Source organism: Alloalcanivorax sp., from assembly GCF_964221125.1.
Classification (GTDB): Bacteria; Pseudomonadota; Gammaproteobacteria; order Pseudomonadales; family Alcanivoracaceae; genus Alloalcanivorax; species Alloalcanivorax venustensis.
On sequence record NZ_CAXPXK010000059.1, the window covers coordinates 1 to 18,604 of the forward strand.

20 protein-coding genes are annotated in these 18,604 nt (G+C 66.5%); 6 read left to right on the forward strand and 14 right to left on the reverse strand.

The annotated features are described in order from the left end of the window. Positions 1 to 114 precede the first annotated feature (114 nt). Positions 115 to 660 carry a DUF3261 domain-containing protein gene (locus ACEQZD_RS07470; RefSeq protein ID WP_335629219.1) on the reverse strand — a complete coding sequence of 182 codons (546 nt, stop codon included), beginning with the start codon at positions 658 to 660 and terminating at the stop codon, positions 115 to 117. A 106-nt stretch (positions 661 to 766) separates the two neighbouring features. On the opposite strand from ACEQZD_RS07470, the gene dtd reads away from it, so the two are divergent. From dtd to ACEQZD_RS07490, 4 genes are all read left to right on the forward strand, one after another. Beyond that, positions 767 to 1,204: a D-aminoacyl-tRNA deacylase gene (dtd, locus tag ACEQZD_RS07475; RefSeq protein WP_370184751.1), complete on the forward strand. Its 438-nt coding sequence runs from the start codon at positions 767 to 769 to the stop codon at positions 1,202 to 1,204. A 117-nt stretch (positions 1,205 to 1,321) separates the two neighbouring features. Beyond that, positions 1,322 to 1,801 (forward strand): DUF3015 domain-containing protein, encoded by a 480-nt coding sequence (locus ACEQZD_RS07480; protein ID WP_194854951.1) that lies wholly within the window; start codon positions 1,322 to 1,324, stop codon positions 1,799 to 1,801. Between the two features lie 68 nt (positions 1,802 to 1,869). Continuing rightward, positions 1,870 to 3,690, forward strand: a complete 1,821-nt coding sequence (locus tag ACEQZD_RS07485; RefSeq protein WP_370184753.1) for a DUF4105 domain-containing protein — start codon at positions 1,870 to 1,872, stop codon at positions 3,688 to 3,690. After that, entirely contained in the window at positions 3,675 to 4,631 is a 957-nt protein-coding gene (locus ACEQZD_RS07490) for an alpha/beta hydrolase (protein WP_370184755.1), read from the forward strand. The genes ACEQZD_RS07485 and ACEQZD_RS07490 overlap by 16 nt, the downstream gene beginning before the upstream one ends. Here ACEQZD_RS07490 and tatC read toward each other — a convergent pair. From tatC to ACEQZD_RS07555, 13 genes are all read right to left on the reverse strand, one after another. Further along, positions 4,619 to 5,401, reverse strand: coding sequence for a twin-arginine translocase subunit TatC (tatC, locus tag ACEQZD_RS07495; protein WP_194854948.1), 783 nt, complete (start codon positions 5,399 to 5,401; stop codon positions 4,619 to 4,621). The two genes, ACEQZD_RS07490 and tatC, sit on opposite strands and share 13 nt — an antisense overlap. Continuing rightward, complete coding sequence (gene tatB / locus ACEQZD_RS07500) at positions 5,394 to 5,756, reverse strand: Sec-independent protein translocase protein TatB (RefSeq protein WP_142948244.1); 363 nt, start codon at positions 5,754 to 5,756, stop codon at positions 5,394 to 5,396. Before tatB ends, tatC begins: the two co-directional genes overlap by 8 nt. A gap of 21 nt (positions 5,757 to 5,777) precedes the next feature. Next, positions 5,778 to 6,005 carry a Sec-independent protein translocase subunit TatA gene (tatA, locus tag ACEQZD_RS07505; protein ID WP_370184758.1) on the reverse strand — a complete coding sequence of 76 codons (228 nt, stop codon included), beginning with the start codon at positions 6,003 to 6,005 and terminating at the stop codon, positions 5,778 to 5,780. 2 nt (positions 6,006 to 6,007) lie between these two features. Beyond that, complete coding sequence (locus tag ACEQZD_RS07510) at positions 6,008 to 6,346, reverse strand: phosphoribosyl-ATP diphosphatase (RefSeq protein WP_067609203.1); 339 nt, start codon at positions 6,344 to 6,346, stop codon at positions 6,008 to 6,010. A 62-nt stretch (positions 6,347 to 6,408) separates the two neighbouring features. Then, positions 6,409 to 8,025, reverse strand: coding sequence for an AarF/UbiB family protein (locus ACEQZD_RS07515; RefSeq protein WP_370184760.1), 1,617 nt, complete (start codon positions 8,023 to 8,025; stop codon positions 6,409 to 6,411). Beyond that, positions 8,025 to 8,651, reverse strand: a complete 627-nt coding sequence (locus ACEQZD_RS07520) for an SCP2 domain-containing protein (protein ID WP_370184762.1) — start codon at positions 8,649 to 8,651, stop codon at positions 8,025 to 8,027. Before ACEQZD_RS07520 ends, ACEQZD_RS07515 begins: the two co-directional genes overlap by 1 nt. Further along, positions 8,651 to 9,409, reverse strand: a complete 759-nt coding sequence (gene ubiE, locus ACEQZD_RS07525) for a bifunctional demethylmenaquinone methyltransferase/2-methoxy-6-polyprenyl-1,4-benzoquinol methylase UbiE (RefSeq protein ID WP_142948248.1) — start codon at positions 9,407 to 9,409, stop codon at positions 8,651 to 8,653. Before ubiE ends, ACEQZD_RS07520 begins: the two co-directional genes overlap by 1 nt. After that, positions 9,402 to 10,013, reverse strand: a complete 612-nt coding sequence (locus tag ACEQZD_RS07530; protein ID WP_372530069.1) for a hypothetical protein — start codon at positions 10,011 to 10,013, stop codon at positions 9,402 to 9,404. The genes ubiE and ACEQZD_RS07530 overlap by 8 nt, the downstream gene beginning before the upstream one ends. A 200-nt stretch (positions 10,014 to 10,213) precedes the next feature. Beyond that, the gene (gene hslU, locus ACEQZD_RS07535) at positions 10,214 to 11,545 is read right to left on the reverse strand and encodes an ATP-dependent protease ATPase subunit HslU (RefSeq protein ID WP_067609724.1); all 1,332 of its coding nucleotides are present in this window, start codon (positions 11,543 to 11,545) and stop codon (positions 10,214 to 10,216) included. Next, the gene (hslV, locus tag ACEQZD_RS07540; protein WP_194854943.1) at positions 11,545 to 12,081 is read right to left on the reverse strand and encodes an ATP-dependent protease subunit HslV; all 537 of its coding nucleotides are present in this window, start codon (positions 12,079 to 12,081) and stop codon (positions 11,545 to 11,547) included. The genes hslU and hslV overlap by 1 nt, the downstream gene beginning before the upstream one ends. Positions 12,082 to 12,159: 78 nt before the next feature. Then, positions 12,160 to 12,786 (reverse strand): SPOR domain-containing protein, encoded by a 627-nt coding sequence (locus ACEQZD_RS07545; RefSeq protein WP_142948252.1) that lies wholly within the window; start codon positions 12,784 to 12,786, stop codon positions 12,160 to 12,162. Next, on the reverse strand, positions 12,786 to 14,552 hold the full coding sequence (gene argS / locus ACEQZD_RS07550) for an arginine--tRNA ligase (protein WP_370184768.1): 1,767 nt from the start codon (positions 14,550 to 14,552) through the stop codon (positions 12,786 to 12,788). The genes ACEQZD_RS07545 and argS overlap by 1 nt, the downstream gene beginning before the upstream one ends. A 74-nt stretch (positions 14,553 to 14,626) precedes the next feature. Beyond that, positions 14,627 to 16,828: a primosomal protein N' gene (locus ACEQZD_RS07555; RefSeq protein WP_142948254.1), complete on the reverse strand. Its 2,202-nt coding sequence runs from the start codon at positions 16,826 to 16,828 to the stop codon at positions 14,627 to 14,629. 142 nt (positions 16,829 to 16,970) lie between these two features. Here ACEQZD_RS07555 and rpmE point away from each other — a divergent pair, with 142 nt between their 5' ends. Both rpmE and ACEQZD_RS07565 read left to right on the forward strand, forming a co-directional pair. Continuing rightward, on the forward strand, positions 16,971 to 17,192 hold the full coding sequence (rpmE, locus tag ACEQZD_RS07560; RefSeq protein WP_067612876.1) for a 50S ribosomal protein L31: 222 nt from the start codon (positions 16,971 to 16,973) through the stop codon (positions 17,190 to 17,192). A 131-nt stretch (positions 17,193 to 17,323) separates the two neighbouring features. After that, positions 17,324 to 18,598 carry a malic enzyme-like NAD(P)-binding protein gene (locus tag ACEQZD_RS07565; protein ID WP_142948255.1) on the forward strand — a complete coding sequence of 425 codons (1,275 nt, stop codon included), beginning with the start codon at positions 17,324 to 17,326 and terminating at the stop codon, positions 18,596 to 18,598. Positions 18,599 to 18,604 lie beyond the last annotated feature (6 nt).

Here is an 18,604-nt window from a genome sequence, read left to right on the forward strand (position 1 = left end):
CGGAGCAGGCCTGGCTGCTGCACCAGGCGCTGCCTGACAGCCGGCTCAACTGGGTGCCGGCGGCGGGGCACAGCAGCGCCGAGCCGGCCATCGCCGAGGCGCTGGTGGCGGCGGTCAGGCGCCTGGGTCGGCGGGGCTGAGAATCAGCAGGTAATCGTGGCGGGCGTTATACACCGGCAGCGGCCGGCTGGACGGCTCGTCGCTCTGGTAGTCCACCTGGGCCTCGGTGGTGCCGTTGAACCGCAGTATCCGCCCCTCGTCGTCGGCGGCCAGGGTCCAGCCCGGCGTGAGCCCGGCGCGCAGCCGTTCCAGCGGCCACAGCGCCAGCTGCAGATCGGCGATCAGATCGTCGGCGGATATCGCCGGCGGCAGCCGCGGGGTGCGGCGAACCTGCAGGCGCTTCTGCTGGTAGCGCATTTCCACCATCAGTTCGTCACGCTCATTGGTGATCACGATATGGGTGCTGTCCGGCGTCAGGCTGAAGCGGGCCCGGGCGGCATGGATGTCGTCGCCGACGCGCATTTCCAGGCCCCGCTGAATCTCCCGGTACTCGCCGAACGGCGGCGCCGGAAGGCGGCTGCCTTCGTCGGGCGGCGCCCATAACTGGCAGCCGGAGAGTGACACGAGCAGGGCGATGAGAAACAGCGGTCGGTGCGGCATAGGCCTCAATAGCAGTGGGAACCAGAACCGATTATGGTGCGCCCATAACGGACGGGCAATGATGGCCCGGCGATCGGGTTCAAGGCGTGCAAATTAAGGAGGCCGGGTGAGAGTTTTATTGCAGCGGGTAACGTCGGCGGAAGTGCGGGTTTCCGGCCGGGTGGTCGGCGCGATCGATTCCGGGCTTCTGGCGTTCGTGGGCATGGAGCGTGGCGATGACGACGCCACCGTGGAACGGATGGCCGGCCGGATCGCCGGCTACCGGATGTTCGCCGATGAGCAGGGCAGGATGAACCGCAGCGTGGGCGATGTCGGCGGCTCGGTGCTGCTGGTGTCGCAGTTCACCCTGGCGGCGGACACCGGGAAAGGCCTGCGGCCCAGTTTTTCCCGGGCCGCGGAGCCTCAGGAGGCTCGGCGCCTGTGCGATGCGCTGGCCGCCGGCCTGCGTGATTCGGGGCTGCCGGTCGCCGAGGGGGAATTCGGCGCCGATATGCAGGTGAGCCTGGTCAACGACGGGCCGGTAACCTTCCTTATCAATCTGTGACGCCGTTGCTGTCCCCTTATGTTGCAAAGACGTGACCCTGCTTTATGATGAATTTTAAGCTCCCGGGGGAAACCGCATGGGGGCGCAACCAGAAAGCGTAAATAAATGGAGATATTTATGAAAAAAGTATTGTTGGCAGCAGCGCTGCTGGGCGCTTCCGTTTCCGCTCAAGCCGTCGCTCCGGGTGGTCCCGGCTGTGGTTGGGGTAACCTGATTTTTGAAGGCAAGTCCGGCATGCCGGTACACCTGCTGGCTACCATCGTTAACGGCACCTCCGGTAACGCCACCTTCGGTATGACCAGTGGCACCAACGGTTGTGACACCAACGGTGCGCTGACCTACAGCGGCGAAAGCCTGCTCAGCATGAACGGCGTGCTGGAAGAAGTGGCTCAGGACATGGCCACCGGCGAGGGCGAAGCCCTGACTGCGCTGTCCGTTTCCATCGGCGTTTCCGGTGACGACCGCGCTTATTTCAACAGCGTGATGCACGAAAACTTCGCGTCCATCTTTCCCCGTCAGGACGTCAGTGCCGGTGAAGTGATGCAGCAGATCACCGCCGTCATGCAGAACGATCAAAAACTGGCTAAGTACGTATAAAAACTGCCCCATGAGCCCGCCTCCGTCCGGAGGCGGGTTTTAAGTCCCCACCTGAAGATGGAATTCGCATGCGTGCCGCCTTGCTGTGCGTCCTGGTATTGTTTTGCACAACCGTCGCCCAGGCCCGGGACCTGGAACAGCTTGCACAACAGCCACGCTGGCAGGCGCTTTTGCATATCAACCCCGGCGCCACCCTGCGCGACCGCCAGCGCAGCTATGTGGATGACGCGGACTTTTTCCTGGCCGCCGACGGCGCCGCTAATCCGGTCTCGGAGCTGGCGTCCACGGTGGAGGCGCTGAAGCAGGAAGCCTCCCCGGCCCGTTGCCGCTTTCCCGCCCGCTATCGTTTCGTCGCCGAAGCACTCGGTTGGCGGGAAGCGGAGCCGTTCGCCCATTGCGCGGAGTATCAGGAGTGGCGTCGCTCGGTGCACGCCAAGCGCGCGGTGCTGGTTTTCCCCGCCTCCTATTTGAACAGCCCGTCCTCCATGTTCGGTCACACCCTGCTGCGGCTGGACCAGGGCGATGACGACGGCGCCGTGTGGCTGTCCTGGGCGATCAACTTCGGCGCCGTGACCACCGAGCAGGATAACTCGCTGTTCTATATTTACCGGGGGCTGGCGGGCGGCTATCCGGGCCGCTTCAACCTGGTGCCCTATGTTCAGAAGATCCAGCAGTACTCGAACATGGAGAGCCGGGATATCTGGGAGTACACCCTGAAGCTGGACCAGAGCCAGATCGATTGGATGATCGACCACCTCTGGGAGCTGAAGGATATTAACTTCGACTACTACTTCTTCGACGAGAACTGCTCTTTCCGCCTGCTCGAGCTGATTCAGGTGGCGCGTCCGCAAAGCGGGCTGCTGGATGAGCTGCGTTTCGCCGAGCTGCCGGTGAATACGGTGCGCGCGCTGGATCAGCGCGGCCTGGTGACGGAGCGCCACTACCGGCCCTCCAAGGAAGTGGAGCTGGCCGCTTTGCGTGACCGGCTCGACGACCAGGAGCAGGCGCTGGCCCGGCGCCTGGCGGCGGACCCGGCGGTGGCGGAGAGTGACGCCTTTCAGTCGCGGCCGCCCCGGCGGCAGGCGATGATGGCGCGTACCGCCTACAGCTACGTGCGCTTCGTTAACCGCAAGGCGGCACGCACCGAGGACATCGCCGGCCGTTCCTTCGCGTTGCTGACGCTGGTCAACCGGCTGCCCTCGGTGGAGGACCCGGAGCTGCCGGATAAAGCGCCGCCGGAATCCGGCCACGGGTCGCAGATGCTGGCGGCGTCCGGTGGCCAGCGGGGCAGTGACGACTTCGGTGAAGTCAGCTACCGGCTTACCTACCACGACCTTTTGGACAACCGCCGCGGCTTTCTGGACGGCGCCCAGATCCAGGGGCTGGGCATCACCCTGCGCAGCACCGAATCCGGCGCCGCCCGGCTTGAAGAGCTGGACCTGGTGAGCATTCGCTCGCTGTCGCCGCGTGGCCGCTTCTCCAAACCGCTGAGCTGGTATGTGGAGGGCGGCCTGGAGAGGGCCTGGGCCGGACGGCGGCGGCTGACCCGTTATGTGCAGGGCGGCGCCGGCGGCAGCTGGCGCAGCGGACCCTGGCAGCCCTATCTGCTGGCCAGCGTTCGGGCGGAGAACAACAGTGATTTCGGCCCCCTGATCACGCCCGGCGGCGGCGCCGAAGCCGGGATGCTGTATCATGCCGGTCGCTGGCAGTGGCAGGTGAGCAGTGCCGGCCACTATTTCAGTAATGACGTGTACCGCCACCGTTCCACCTTGGCGGTACAGTATGCCCTGGCCCGTGAGCACGGCCTGCGCGCCTCACTGGAGCGCGAGGGTTGGCGCGGCGACGGCGAAACCGAATTCAAAGTACAGTGGCGATGGTATTTCGACTGATTCCGGCCGTTTGTCTGGCCTTGCTTCTCCAGGGTTGCAGCAGCCTGTTCTTCTACCCCATGGAGCCCTGGGTCCAGAACCCGGCCCGCCAGGGGCTCGACTATGAAGACGTGGTGCTGATACACCCCGACGGCCTGCGTATCCACGGCTGGTGGCTGCCCGCCCGGGGCACCGCCCGCGGGACGGTTTATTTCCTGCACGGCAATGCCCAGAACATCAGCACCCATCTGATGAACGTGCACTGGTTGCCGGAGCGGGGATATAACGTCTTCCTGCTCGACTACCGGGGTTACGGCTTGTCCGAGGGGGATCCGGATCTGGAGGGCGCCCAGGCCGATATTCAGCTGGGCCTGGACTGGCTGGCGCAATCGCGCCGCCTGGAGGGCGCCCCGCTGGTGCTGTTCGGGCAAAGCCTGGGCGGCGCCATGGCCACCGGGGTGCTGGCCCGCGAGCGTAACGACGGCTTTGTCGATTGCGTGATGCTGGAGGCGCCGTTCGCCAGCTACCGGGACGTGGCCTCGGACGTGATGGCGCGCAGCTGGCTGCTCTGGCCGCTGCGCTGGATGGTGCTGCCCACCTTGCCGGCGCGCGCCAACGATCCCGAGCGCCACGTGGCGGACCTGGCGCCCCGGCCCCTGTTGATCCTGCACAGCAAGGAGGATCCGGTGGTGCCTTACCAGCAGGGCCGTCGGCTCTATGCGGCGGCTCGGCCCCCCAAGACGTTTCAACCCCTGAAGGGCGGGCATACCCAGAGCGTTCGCGATCCGGCGGTGCGTGATCGTCTGGTGGCGTTCATGCAGGATAACGAATGCGCGGCGCGTCCCCCGGCGCCGGCGGAGGCGCCGGCTTCCACCCCGGCCGAGCCGGATCGGGCGCCGGCCCCGGTGTCGGAGTCCGGCGTCGAGGCCCGGGCCACGCCGGCGTCGGGCTACCGGTTCTGAGGGTCTTCCTGTTCGCGGTCCAGTTGCTGGCGGCGCACCATGCGCCCGAACACCAGGCCGATCTCGAACAGCAGCCACATGGGCACCGCCAGCAGGGTCTGGCTGATGATGTCCGGTGGCGTCAGCATCATGCCGATCACGAAGCAGGCCACCACCACGTAGGCCCGTGACGCGGCCAGCTTTTCCACGGTGGTGATGCCGGTGGCCACCATCAGCACGATGGCGATGGGCAGCTCGAAGGCGACGCCGAAGGCCAGAAACAGCGCCAGCACGAAATCCAGATAACTGCTGATGTCGGTGGTCACCGCCACCCCTTCCGGGGCAATGGTGGTGAAGAACTGGAACATCAGCGGGAACACCACGAAGTAGGCGAAGGCGGCGCCGCCGTAGAACAGCAGCACGCTGCTGGCCAGCAGCGGCACCGCCAGCTTTTTCTCGTGGCGGTACAGGCCCGGCGCCACGAACGCCCAGGCCTGGTGGAGAATGAAAGGCATCGCCACGAAGATGCTCAGGTAGAGCGTCAGCTTGAACGGCGCCAGGAAGGGCGATGCCACGCCGGTGGCGATCATGTTGGTGCCCGCCGGCATGGCGTCCATCAGCGGGCGTGCCACCAGGGTGTAGAGGTCGCGGGAAAAGTAGAACAGCCCCAGGAAGATCACCAACACCACCACCAGGGTTTTCAGCAGGCGGTTGCGCAGTTCGAGCAGATGGCTGACCAGGGTTTGCGGGGTGTCATCGGGGCGTTGGTCGTCGCGGCGCTCTTCACTCATTCGGTTTCTTCTCGGCCTCCGGCGTCTGGCCGTTGTCCTGATTGTCGGGCTGGTCGAGGGTCTCCGGCCGGCGCCGGGCGCGGGCCACTTCGTCCGGCGACAGCAGGCTGTCGCGGGCCTCGCGGATGCTGTCTTCGTCCAGGCCCATTTCGCGCATCTGCTTTTCCATCCGTTCGCGCATGTCCTGGTTGAGCGCTTCGCGCTCCAGCTCATTGCGCAGATGGTTGAAGGTGGAGCGCGCCCGGCCGACCCAATAGCCCACCGTGCGCGCCGCCTTGGGCAGACGCTCCGGGCCCAGCACCACCAGACCGATGATGGAAATCAACGCCAGTTCGGAAAAGCCGATATCAAACATGGGCCGTCGCTCCGTGGCGTATCAGACCTGGTCCTTGTGTTTTTCCTGCTTGCTGGTGTGCGTGTCGCTGTCGTCGTCGGCCAGGCGCTTGCTGTTCTGCTCGTCCTCGCCGTCCTTGACCGAGTCCTTGAAGCCTTTGACCGCGCCGCCCAGATCGTTACCGATGTTGCGCAGTTTCTTGGTGCCGAACAGCAGCACCACGATGGCCAGGATAATGAGCAGTTGCCAGATACTGATACCGGAAAACATGGTTAGTCTCCTCGCTCGCTACGAGCGGCTTTTTCGTCATGGCCGGACAGGCCGAAGCGTTGCTCCAGCTCTGCCAGGACCTGGTCCGGACCGAGCCCCAGATGGGCCAGCATGATCAGCGAATGAAACCACAGGTCGGCGGTTTCGTTGATCAGCGCCTTGGGGTCTCCGCCGGCGTCGGTGTCGCGGGCGGCGAGCAGGGTTTCCACCGCTTCCTCGCCGACCTTCTCGAGAATCTTGTTCAGGCCCTTATCGTACAGGCTGGCCACATAGGACGAATCCGGCGCGGCGCCTTTGCGCTGTTCCAGGACCTGGTGAAGCTGGTTGAGGATATCGGACATGGTGTCTCCAAATACAGCGCCAGTTTAGCACCGGCCGGCGCCAGACCCTAACGTGGACATGACTAGCGCCGGCAGGCCCAGGCCAGCAGCACCAGGGCGCCGGCGGCCATCGGCCAGGCCCACTGGCCGGCGCCGTGCAGGGCGTCCACCGCCGCCAGCGCGGCCAGGCCCAGACCGCCCAGGCCGCCCAGCATCTTGTGCCGGTGGCGGCGCAGGCCGGTTTCAAAGTAGTGCGCCATTTCCCGCTGCTGCTGGGGCTGGTGGCGCAGGCTCTCCAGGCCGTCGCGCAGCAGCTCCGGCATGTCCGGCAGCTGCGCCGCCCACTCCGGCAGCCGGTTGCGCAGCTTGTTGGCGGTGGCGGCGGGGCCGTACTCCTCCATCATCCAGGCTTCCAGCAGCGGCCGGCCCACGGTCCAGATGTCCAGCCGCGGGTAGATGCTGCGCCCCAGGCCTTCGATGTGCACCAGGGTCTTCATCAGCAGGATGTACTGCACCGGCGCTTCGATGTGGTAGTCCCGGGCCAGGTCGAACAGGCGCAGCACCAGCGGCGCGAACTCCATGCTCTCCAGGTCGGCGCCGCGCACCGGCGCGATGATCTCGGTGACCGCCTGCTCAAAGCGGTGGCGGTCCACCGGCCCGCGTGCCCAGCCGGCGCGGATCACCTGGTCCACCAGGCCCGGGTAATCCTCGCGCATCACCGCCAGCACCATGCGGCCCAGCACGTTCAGGTCCTGCTTGGAGAGGCGCCCGGCGATGGCGCAGTCCACCGCCATGTATTGTGGTGACTCCGGGTGCTCCGGATTAACGAAGATGTTGCCCGGGTGCATGTCGGCGTGGAAGAAGTTATGCCGGAACACCTGGGCGAAGAAGATCTCCACGCCGCGTTCGGCGAGCACGCGCGGGTCGATGCCGGCGGCGCGGATCGCTTCGATGTCGTTGACCGGGATGCCGTGAATGCGGTCGGACACCATCACCCGGCGCGACGACAGCGCCAGATGCACGGCGGGGATGTACAGCAGCGGGCTGAACAGGAAGTGCCGGCGCATGGCCTCGCTGTTGCTTGCTTCGCGCCCCAGGTCCAGCTCGGCGCGGATCACGGTCTGATAGTCGTGCACCACCTTGCGCGGGTGGAAGTAGCGCGAGTCCGCCCACAGCGCTTCCAGCAGCCGGGCGCCGAAGCCCATCACCTTGAGGTCGCGCTCCACGCGCTGCTCGACGCCAGGGCGCAGCACCTTGACCACCACCTGGCCGCCGTCGAGCAAGGTGGCGGGGTGCACCTGGGCCACCGAGGCGGAGGCCAGCGGCGTGTCGTCGAAATGCTCGAAGACCTCGTCCAGCGGACGCGGCAGGCTGGCCGCCACCAGCCGCCGGGCCTGGGCGCCGTCGAACGGCGCCACCCGGTCCTGCAGGTGCGCCAGGGCCTCGGTCCATTCCGGCGGCAGCATGTCCCGGCGGGTGGCCATCAGCTGGCCGAACTTGATGAAAATCGGGCCCAGGCGCTCCAGCGCCAGCTTCAGGCGCTCGCCCTCGCTGAGTTGGCCGGTGCCCAGCCAGCTGGAGGGCACCAGATACTGCAGCAGCACCAGAAAAGGACGGGCCGGGTGGGGCGGCAGCAGGGATAACAGGCGGTAGCGGCACGCCACATGGGCGACCACCAGCAGGCGGCTGATCGGCGGCATCAGGGGCGCGGGCTCCCTTTCAGGCGTTGTATCCGGGCGTCCAGCCGGTCCACGTCGCCGCGCAGCTCGTCCACGTCCTGGTAGAACTCGTAGACGTCGCGGCGCAGCGCCAGCAGGCCGGACTCGCCGCCGATGTAGTCACCCATCTGGTGGCCGAGGCGGTCGAACGCCTGGCGGGCCCAGCCGAACAGGCGCCGCGCGCCCTGGTCCAGCTGCTGGGCCATCTCGCCGCCGATCACCGGTTCCAGCAGGGCGCCCCAGTCCAGGTCCAGGTTGGCGGCCAGGTCGCGCACGTCCTGCAGCAGTTCCCGGTTGCCTTCCACGCGCAGGGTGCCGCCGATCACATTGGGCTGGCGGCGCCAATCCAGCAGCAGGGCGGCCAGATCCACCGGGTTGCCGGTAACGCTCACGTCCGGTTCGGCGTCACTGCGCAGGTAAAGCTCCACGCCTTCCTCGACGATCAACGTATAGAGGCGCAGCGGCGGCAGCGTCAGATGCACCGCCAGCAGACGGCCGGCGTGGCGGCTGAGCCGCGCGGCGGTGGCCGGGTCGGAGCGCAGCGCCGCGTTGATGGCGCGCTCCACGCTGGCAATGGCGGTGGTGGAAATAAGACCGGGCTCGCGCATCAGACCTTGAACCCCCGGTGCAGGGCGACGATGCCGCCCAGCATGTTGAAGTATTCGCTACGCTGAAAACCGGCTTCGGTCATCATGCCCTTCAGGGTGTCCTGATCCGGGTGCATGCGGATCGATTCGGCGAGATAGCGGTAGCTTTCGGAATCGTTGACCACCAGCTTGCCCAGCCGCGGCCAGACCGCGAAGGAGTAGAGGTCGTAAAGCTTGGACAGCGGCTTGTGCACCGGGTGGGAAAACTCCAGCACCAGCAGCCGGCCGCCGGGCTTGAGCACGCGCAGCATGGAGCGCAGGGCGGCGTCCTTGTCGGTGATGTTGCGCAGGCCGAAGGCGATGGTGATGCAGTGGAAGCTGTTGTCCTCGAACGGCAGGCATTCGCCGTTGACCTGGGCGACCTGGGTATTGTGGCCGCAGCCGGCGTCGATCAGCCGGTCGCGGCCCACCGCCAGCATGGCGTCGTTGATGTCGGCCAGCACCACCTGGCCGCTGTCGCCCACCAGGCGGGAAAACTTGATCGCCAGGTCGCCGGTGCCGCCGGCCAGGTCCAGCACCTTCTGGCCCGGGCGCACGCCGGCCAGCTCCAGGGTCATGCGCTTGAGCACCCGGTGGCTGCCCATGGAGATCAGGTCGTTCATGACGTCGTACTTGGCCGCCACCGACCGGAACACGCCCGCCACCCGCTGCTGTTTTTCCTGCCAGGGCACCTGTTGATAGCCGAAGTGGGTGACCTTGTTGTCGTCGTTGTTACTCATTGGGGACGTCCTTGAAGGGAGCGGGATGCCGGTCGAACAGCCGGTCCATGATGCGCGCTTCACGGGCGGCGATGCGCTCGAGAAGGCGGCCCACGCTGGGTACCGGTTTCATCACACGGAAACTGCGATCCATGAAATCATACAGGTTCGCGAAGCCCGCCGCATGGGCCGGGCGGCGCACCAGCCGGAAGGTGGTCTGCACCATCCGCGAGCGCACATAGCGGTCGATATGATGCCCTAAACCGGCCACCAGTTGCAGTTGCCGGCGGCGCTGTTCGGGGTGGCCGGCGGCCCGGTAGCCGTCGCCGTAGGCATCGTCGTCCAGGGGCAGGTCGAGGCGCTCGCCGAGCACCCCGACCAGGGCCTCGTCCAGTTCCTGGGTGATGATCGCCGCTTCCAGCGCGTCGGCGGAGGTGGCCATCACTTTTTCCGGCAGCAGGCGCATGGCCTTGGGCAGGGCGCGACGGATCTCGCGCGCCACCGGCAGCAGGTCGCGACCGCCGTAGACGTCGTCGAGCAGGAAGGTGACGCCGGGGCGCAGCGCCGGGTCCTCGAGCAGGGCCTGGTGGGTGTCCATCAGGCGCTGGCGCTGGAACGCCTGCACCCGGCCCAGGCGGGCCAGGAACAGCGCATCATCGCCGTGCTGGCGCAGCGCGAAGAAACGTTCCAGATGATTTTGCAGTTGCTACCGGCGTTCATGACGGATCCTCCGGCGGGCGATGATAGCAGAAAGCGGGGACGGTGCCTGATGGCAGGTGAATTGTGGGAGCGGGCCCGCTCCCACAGGCCCGCTCCTACAAGCCGCTAGAGGATGTAGCGGCTGAGGTCTTCGTCGGAGGCCAGTTCGCCGAGGTAGCGGTCGACGGCTTCGGCGTCCAGCACCAGCGGTTTGTCGTGGTACTGGGTGGCCAGGTCGTCGGCGTCGTAGCTGATTTCCTCGAGCAGCTTTTCCATCACCGTGTGCAGGCGGCGGGCGCCGATGTTCTCGGTGCGCTCGTTGACCTGCCAGGCCACTTCCGCGATCCGGCGGATGCAGTCGTCGGTGAGTTCCAGGTTGAGCCCCTCGGTGGCGAGCAGCGCCTTGTACTGCTCGGTGAGCGAGCATTTGGGCTCGGTAAGGATGCGCTCGAATTCCTCGGGGGTGAGCGCGCTCAGCTCGACGCGGATCGGCAGGCGGCCCTGCAGCTCCGGGATCAGGTCGCTGGGCTTGGCCAGGTGGAAGGCGCCGGAGGCGATGAACAGAATGTGGTCGGTGCGCACCATGCCGTACTTGGTGCTGACCGTGGAGCCTTCGATCAACGGCAGCAGATCGCGCTGCACGCCTTCGCGGGACACGTCGGTGCCGCCGGTCTCGGAGCGCTTGGCCACCTTGTCCAGCTCATCGATAAAGACGATGCCGTGGTTTTCCACCACGTCGATGGCCTGCACCTTGAGCTCGTCTTCGTTGACGAAGCGGGCCGCCTCTTCGTCACGCAGCAGGCGCAGTGCTTCGCGCACTTTCAGCTTCTGCGATTTTTTGCGGCCGCTGCCGCCCATGCGCGAGAACATCTGCTGCAGCTGGCTGGTCATTTCTTCCATGCCCGGCGGCGCCATGATCTCCACGCCCTGCGGGTTGGCGCTGACTTCGACTTCGATTTCCTTGTCGTCCAGTTCGCCTTCGCGCAGTTTTTTGCGGAAGATCTGGCGGGTGTTGGAATCATTGTCGGCCTGCTCGCCGCGGGCGTTGGGCAGCAGGGCGTCGAGCACCCGGTCCTCGGCGGCGTCCTCCGCCTTGTGCCGCACGCGGGCCATTTCCTTTTCGCGCAGCAATTTGATCGCCACTTCCATCAGATCGCGGATGATGGATTCCACGTCCCGGCCCACATAGCCCACCTCGGTGAATTTGGTGGCTTCGATCTTCAGGAAGGGCGCGTCGGCCAGTTTCGCCAGGCGCCGCGCGATTTCGGTTTTACCGACGCCGGTGGGGCCGATCATAAGGATGTTCTTGGGCGCCACTTCGGCGCGCATCTCTTCCGGCAGCTGCATGCGCCGCCAGCGGTTGCGCAGGGCCAGGGCCACCGCCTTCTTGGCGTTTTCCTGGCCGACGATGTGCCGGTTGAGTTCGCTGACGATGTCACGGGGAGACAAGGAGGACACTATTCGATCTCCTCAAAGGTGTGATTCTGGTTGGTGTAGATGCAGATGTCGCCGGCGATTTTCAGGCTTTGCGCCACCACGTCGCGGGCCGGCAGGTCGGTGTTGTGCAGCAGGGCGCTGGCGGCGGATTGCGCGAACGGGCCGCCGGAGCCGATCGCGATCAGCCCTTCTTCGGGCTCCACCACGTCGCCGTTACCGGTGATGATCAGGGAGTTTTCCTTGTCCGCCACGGCGAGCAGCGCTTCCAGGCGGCGCAGGGCGCGGTCGGTGCGCCAGTCCTTGGCCAACTCCACGGCGGCGCGCACCAAGTGGCCCTGATGTTTTTCCAGCTGGGCTTCGAAGCGTTCGAACAGCGTGAAGGCGTCGGCGGTGCCGCCGGCGAAACCGGCGATCACCTTGCCGTGGTAGAGGCGGCGCACTTTGCGCGCGTTGCCCTTCATGATGGTATTGCCCAGCGTTACCTGGCCGTCGCCGCCGATCACGACGTTATTGCCGCGTCGGACCGAGACGATGGTCGTGCCGTGATATTGCTCCACGGAAACCTCCTTATCCTGATTTGAACAGGATGTGCGGGTGGGGCAGGAGGTTTTCAAGCGCGGGTTTTCAGACGCCTGTTAGTCTTTCAACTGAATCGGCAGAGTCTCCACGCCGTTGGCGGCCAGTTTGTCCTGGGCGCGGTGCAGCGTGTTGATGTTGTCATAGGGGCCGATCATCACCCGGTGCCAGGTGTCGCCGTTGTCCATGTCCACCGGTTGAATGCGCGCCTGGTAACCCTTGAGGATCAGCTCCGCGCGGCGCCGGTCGGCGTCCTTCTCGTTGCGGAAGCTGCCGGCCTGCAGCAGGAAGCGCTTGTCGTGGCGTCCGGCCACCGGCTTGTCGGCGGTCTTTTCGCCTTCGGCGGTATCGTCACCGCCGCCCCGGCTGGCTTCCTGCTCGTCGCCTTCACCCTTGGGCACGATCACTTCCATCTTCGGCAAGACCGCGTAGAAGTCGAACTTGGGCTGGTCGTCCTTGGCGGCGCCGTCGCTGTCTTTTTCCTCGGGTTGCGGTTTCTCGACCGCGGTGCGGTCACCGCCGCCGGTGCGGCCCTGTTCCATCTGCACCTGGGCGAGATGGACCAGAAACGCCACGAACAGGCCGCCGATGACGCCGGTGAACAGCCAGACCCAGCCGGGTACCTGGCGCGACTGCTTTTTCGAGCCGCCGCGACTGGCGCCACGGCGCGAGGTGTTCTTCGCCATTACATACGCTCCAGGGGTGTCAGGCCCAACAGCGCCAGGCCCCGTGACAGGGTGCGCGCGGTGAGCGCCGCCAGTTTCAGGCGGCTGGCGCGGATCGCCGGGTCGTCCACGGCGAGAATCGGGCAGTGTTCATAGAAGGCGGAGAACAGGCCGGCGAGATCGTACAGGTAGGCGCACAGGAAGTGCGGCTGGCCCTTGTCGGCCACCTGGCCGATCACTTCGCCGAACTGCACCAGGCGGGCGGCCAGCGCCTGCTCCGCGTCGTGCTCAAGCTGAAAATCGCCGCTCACCTGGCTCTGCACCTGGTCCAGCGCCAGCCCGGCCTTGCGGAACACGCTCACCACCCGGGTGTAGGCGTACAGCAAATAGGGCGCGGTGTTGCCGTCGAAGCTGAGCATCTGATTGAAATCGAAGATGTAGTCGCTGCTGCGGTTTTTGCTCAGGTCGGCGTACTTGACCGCGCCGATGCCCACCGAGCGGGCGATGTCGCGCAGCTCGCCGTCTTCCAGATCCGCGTTTTTCGAACGCACCAGGTCATAGGCGCGCTGCTCCGCTTCGTCGAGCAGGTCGATCAGTTTGACGGTGCCGCCGTCGCGGGTCTTGAAGGGGCGGCCGTCCGGACCATTCATGGTGCCGAAGCCCATATGCGCCAGGTCCACGCCTTCGCCGACGAAGCCGGCGCGCCGGGCGACGGTGAAAATCTGCTGGAAATGCAGCGCCTGGCGCTGGTCGACGAAATACAGGATGCGGTCGGCGCCCAGGGTGCCGGCGCGGTAGCGCAGCGCCGCCAGGTCGGTGGTGGCGTACAGGTAGCCGCCGTCCGCCTTGCGCACGATCACCGGCAGCGGGTCGCCGTCCTTGTTTTTGAACTCGTCCAGGAACACGCACTGGGCGCCCTGGTCCTCGGTGAGCAGGCCGGCCTTGTCGAGGTCGGCGACCACCCGGGCCAGGTCGTCGTTGTAGGCGCTTTCGCCGCGCACGTCGTCGGGGCCCAGGGTGACGCCCAGGCGGCGGTAGACCGCGTCGCAGTGGCTCAGGGACACCTGGTTGAACTCGCGCCACAGGGACAGGCAGTAATCGTCGCCGGACTGCAGCTTGACCACCAGCGCCCGGGCCCGGTCGGCGAACTCCGGTGACTCGTCGAAGCGCTGCTTGGCGGCGCGGTAGAAGTTCTCCAGATCGCCCAGTTCCCGGTTGAGCTGCTCGCCGCTCTCCTGGTCTTTCTGCTCTTCCAGGTAGGCGAGCAGCATGCCGAACTGGGTGCCCCAGTCGCCGACGTGATTCTGCGGCACCACCTTATGGCCCAGGAAGGAAAGCGTGCGCACCACGGCGTCACCGATGATGGTGGAGCGCAGATGGCCGACGTGCATTTCCTTGGCCAGGTTGGGTGAGGAATAGTCCACCACCACGGTCTGGGCGTGCTGCGGGCGCGGCACCGCCAGGTAGGGGTCGTCGAGCGCCGCTTCCAGCTGACCGCTCAGCCACTGGGCGGCCTGGAAGAAATTGATGAACCCGGGGCCGGCGATTTCCACCTTGGCCACCGCCGGGTCATCGGGCAGCGCCTCGATCAGGGACTGGGCCAGATCGCGGGGCTTGAGCCCGGCGGGCTTGGCCAGCATCAGGGCGATGTTGGTGGCGAAGTCGCCGTGGCTTTTGTCCTTGGTGCGATCAATCTGCACCGGGGGCCGGGCATCGCCGGGCAGGGTGCCGTTGTCGCGCAGGGTGTCCAGAGCGTGTTCGATCAGGGGTATCAGGCGGTCTTTCATGCTTCATCGCGGCCATTGGATGGACGGGCGATTGTACGGCAATCGGAAAGGGAATGCCGCCCCCTAGGCCCCGTTCACAATAGGTCGATCGGGTCCACGTCCAGGTGCCAGCGGCAGCGGCGCCCGGAAGGCAGGGCGCGGGCGTGTTCCATCAGCGCATCGAGCAGGCCGTGCAGGGCCGGGCGCTGGTTGCTTTGCAGCAGCAGCTGGGCGCGGTAGCGGCCGGCGCGCTTCTCCATCGGCGCCGGCACCGGCCCCAGCACGTGGACGTTGTCCAGCGCCGGCAGCCCGGCGGCGCACTCGTCCAGAAAGGTGAGCGCCTGGGCCATGGTCATCGCCTCGCAGCGCAGCAGGGCGAGGTGGCCGAACGGCGGCCAGCCGGCGCCGCGCCGTTCTTCCAGCAGGGTATTGGCGAGCGCCTGATAGTCGCCGGCGGCGGCCAGCTGCACCAGGTTGTGGTCGGTGTGGCGGCTCTGCATCAGCACCCGCCCGGGGCGGTCCTGGCGGCCGCTGCGGCCGGCCACCTGCAGCAGCAGCTGGGCGGCCTGCTCCGGGCCGCGAAAGTCGGCGCTCAGGAAGCCGGCGTCCATATTGGTGATCACCGCCAGGCTCAGGCGCGGGAAATGGTGGCCCTTGGCGAGCATCTGCGTGCCCACCAGCACCGCCGGTTCGCCTTTCTGGATCTGCGCCAGCTTGGCGTCCAGGCTGCCCTTGCGGCGGGTGGTGTCGCGGTCGATGCGCACCACCGGCGCGCCGCCTTTGACCTGCTCGCACTCCTTTTCCAGCAGCGCTTCCAGTTTTTCGGTGCCGGCGCCGGCGTCGGTGAGGTTGGTGGAGCCGCAGTCGCCGCAGCGCTGCGGCACCCGGTGCTGGTGGCCGCAATGGTGGCAGCGCAGTTGCTGTTCGCTGCGGTGCCAGGTCATCAGGCTGTCGCAGCGCGGGCATTCGTCCTGCCAGCCGCAGTCCCGGCACAGAATCACCGGGGCGAAGCCGCGCCGGTTAAGGAACACCAGCGCCTGCTCGCCGCGCGCCAGGGTGTCGCGGATCGCCTTGAGGGCGGTGGGCAGCAGCGGACGGTCCGGGGTGGTGTCGCGGGCGTCGAGCAGCTCGATGGGCGGCGCCCCCGCGTCGCCGGCGCGGCGCGTCAGGCGCAGCCAGTGGTAGCGGCCGGTGCGGGCCAGGTGCAGGGTCTCCAGCGCCGGGGTGGCGCTGCCGTGCACCACCGGCACCGCCAGTTGCTGGGCGCGCCAGGTGGCCAGGTCGCGGGCGTGGTAGCGGAAGCCGTCCTGCTGTTTCAGGGAGGCGTCGTGGGTTTCGTCGACGATAATCAGCCCCGGGTGGGCGAGCGGCGTGAACACCGCCGAGCGGGTGCCGATGATAATGCGCGCCCGGCCGTCCCGGGCGGCCACCCAGGCGTCCAGGCGCTCGCGGTCGGTGAGGCCGGAATGCAGCACCGTCACCGGCACCGCGAAGCGCTGGCGGAAGCGGCGCAGGGTCTGGGGCGTCAGGCCGATCTCCGGCACCAGCATCAGCACCTGTTTGCCGGCGGCCAGCACCGGCGCCATGGCCTGCAGGTAGACCTCGGTCTTGCCGCTGCCGGTGACGCCGTCGAGCAGGAACGGCTGGAAGCCCTGGGCGTCGACGATGGCGTGGATGGCGGCGCGCTGTTCCGGGTTGGCGGCCAGGGCCGGCTCGGCGAGCACTTCGGCGGGGGTGCCGGCGGCCTCCGGCTGCAGCTCCACCCGTTCCACCCATTCCTTGTCGCGCAGGGCCTGCAGCGCCGATTTGGAGACCGACAGCGCCTCCAGCATCGCCGGGGTCAGGCCGTCCGGGTGTTCCTTTAATACGGTGAGCGCCTGTAGCTGGCGGGGTGCGCGGGTCAGGCGGTCGTCGCTGACGTGGTGGCCACGGTCGGTGAGCCGCCAGCGCACCTCGCCGCCGGCCAGCGCCGGCTGGCCCTGGCGCAGCAGCGCCGGCAGCACGAACCCCAGCACTTCGCCGAGCGGATGGTGGTAGTAGCGGGCGGCCCGCTCACAAAGGGTATAGAGCGCCTCGTCGATGACCGCTTCCTGGTCGAGGACGCGCTGCACGTTCTTGAGTTTGGCGAACTGGCTGGGCTGGTGGCCGTGGACCAGCCCCACCAGGGTGCGGCGGCCGAACGGCACCTGCACGCGGGCGCCTCGGGGCGGCGTCGGCGATCCCGCCGGCAGGCGGTAGTCGAAGCATCCCGGCAGGGGCACCGGCAGGGCGACCTGTATGATGGACTCAGAAGGCACGGAAGGTTCCGGTTTATCTCTTGCGCATCGGTGTCAAGCTGTTATGATTCGCGCTCACTTTTGCCCGGCGCAAGCAAGTGTGGTGCCCGACAGAGCGCAGTCCAGCGCAGGTTCGGGTGGCGACACCTGAAGGAGCTTTGCTATGAAATCAGAGATTCATCCCGATTACCAGGACGTGTCCATTACCTGCAGCTGCGGGAATGTGATCGAAACCCGTTCCACTCGTGGCGGCTCTTTCGAGGTGGACGTGTGCTCGCAGTGCCACCCGTTCTACACCGGCAAGCAGAAGCAGGCCGAGAGCGGTGGCCAGGTCGACAAGTTCAAGCAACGTTTCGGCGTGATCAGCTCAGGCAAGAAAAAGTAAGCGAGTCTGCTTCCACTGTTTCTTGCCTGCAAAAAGCACCCGCCAGGGTGCTTTTTGCGTTCGGAATCACGCGTCATACTCTTTTATCAGCCTAGACTGGCTTTGTCCCAGAGCGGGAAGCGGAGACCACCATGTCCGAGGATTTAAAAAAGGCGGCCCTGGAATATCACGCCAAACCGCGTCCGGGGAAGATCAGCGTTGAGGTGACCAAACCGGCCAAGACCAGCCGCGACCTCAGCCTGGCTTACAGCCCCGGCGTGGCGGAGCCCGTGCGTGAAATCGCCCGGGAACCGGAACTGGCCTATCGTTTCACCTCCAAGGGCAACCTGGTGGCGGTGATCAGCGACGGTACCGCGATCCTTGGCCTGGGCAATCTGGGCGCGCTGGCGTCCAAGCCGGTGATGGAAGGCAAGGGCATCCTGTTCAAGCTGTTCGCCGGCATCGACGTGTTCGATATCGAAGTGGACGCCGAGGACCCGCAGGCCTTTATCGATACCGTGGTGCGCATCCACCGCACCTTCGGCGGCATCAATCTGGAAGACATCCGCGCGCCGGAATGCTTCGAGATCGAGCGCGTGCTCAAGGAGCTGTGCGACGTGCCGGTGTTCCACGACGACCAGCACGGCACCGCCATCGTGGTGGGCGCCGGCCTGCTCAACGCGCTGGAGATCCAGAAGAAGCGCATCCAGGACATCAAAGTGGTGTGCGTGGGCGCCGGTGCCGCCGGCGTCGCCTCCGTGCGGCTGCTGATCGAGATGGGCGCGCGCAAGGAGAACATCCTGGTGCTCGACCGCAAGGGCGTGATCCACAGCCGCCGCGACGACCTCAACCAGTACAAGGCGGCGCTCGCCAACGACACCGACAAGCGCACCCTGGACGATGCCGTGGAAGGCGCCGATGTGTTCATCGGTGTCTCCGGCCCGGACATGCTGACGCCGGAGATGGTCAAGAAGATGGCCGACAAGCCGATCATCTTCGCGCTCGCCAACCCGGACCCAGAGATCCGCCCGGAAGTGGCCAAATCGGTGCGCTCCGACGCCATCATCGCCACCGGCCGTTCGGACTACCCGAACCAGGTGAACAACGTGCTGTGCTTCCCGTACATGTTCCGCGGTGCCCTGGACGTGCGCTCCACCTCGATCAACGAGGAGATGAAGCTGGCGGCGGTGCACGCCATCGCCGAGCTGGTGCGCGAAGCGCCGCCCAAGGAAGTGCTGGACGCCTACGGCGGCGAGCCGCTCAACTTCGGGCCGGAATACATCATTCCCAAGCCCAACGACCCGCGCCTGCTGGGCCGGGTGTCGGCGGCGGTGGCCAACGCGGCGGTGGAATCCGGCGTGGCCCGCAAGGGTTACCCGTCCCACTACCCGCTGAATTCGCTCGACGAGATTTTCCCCGAGCTGTAAAGCGGA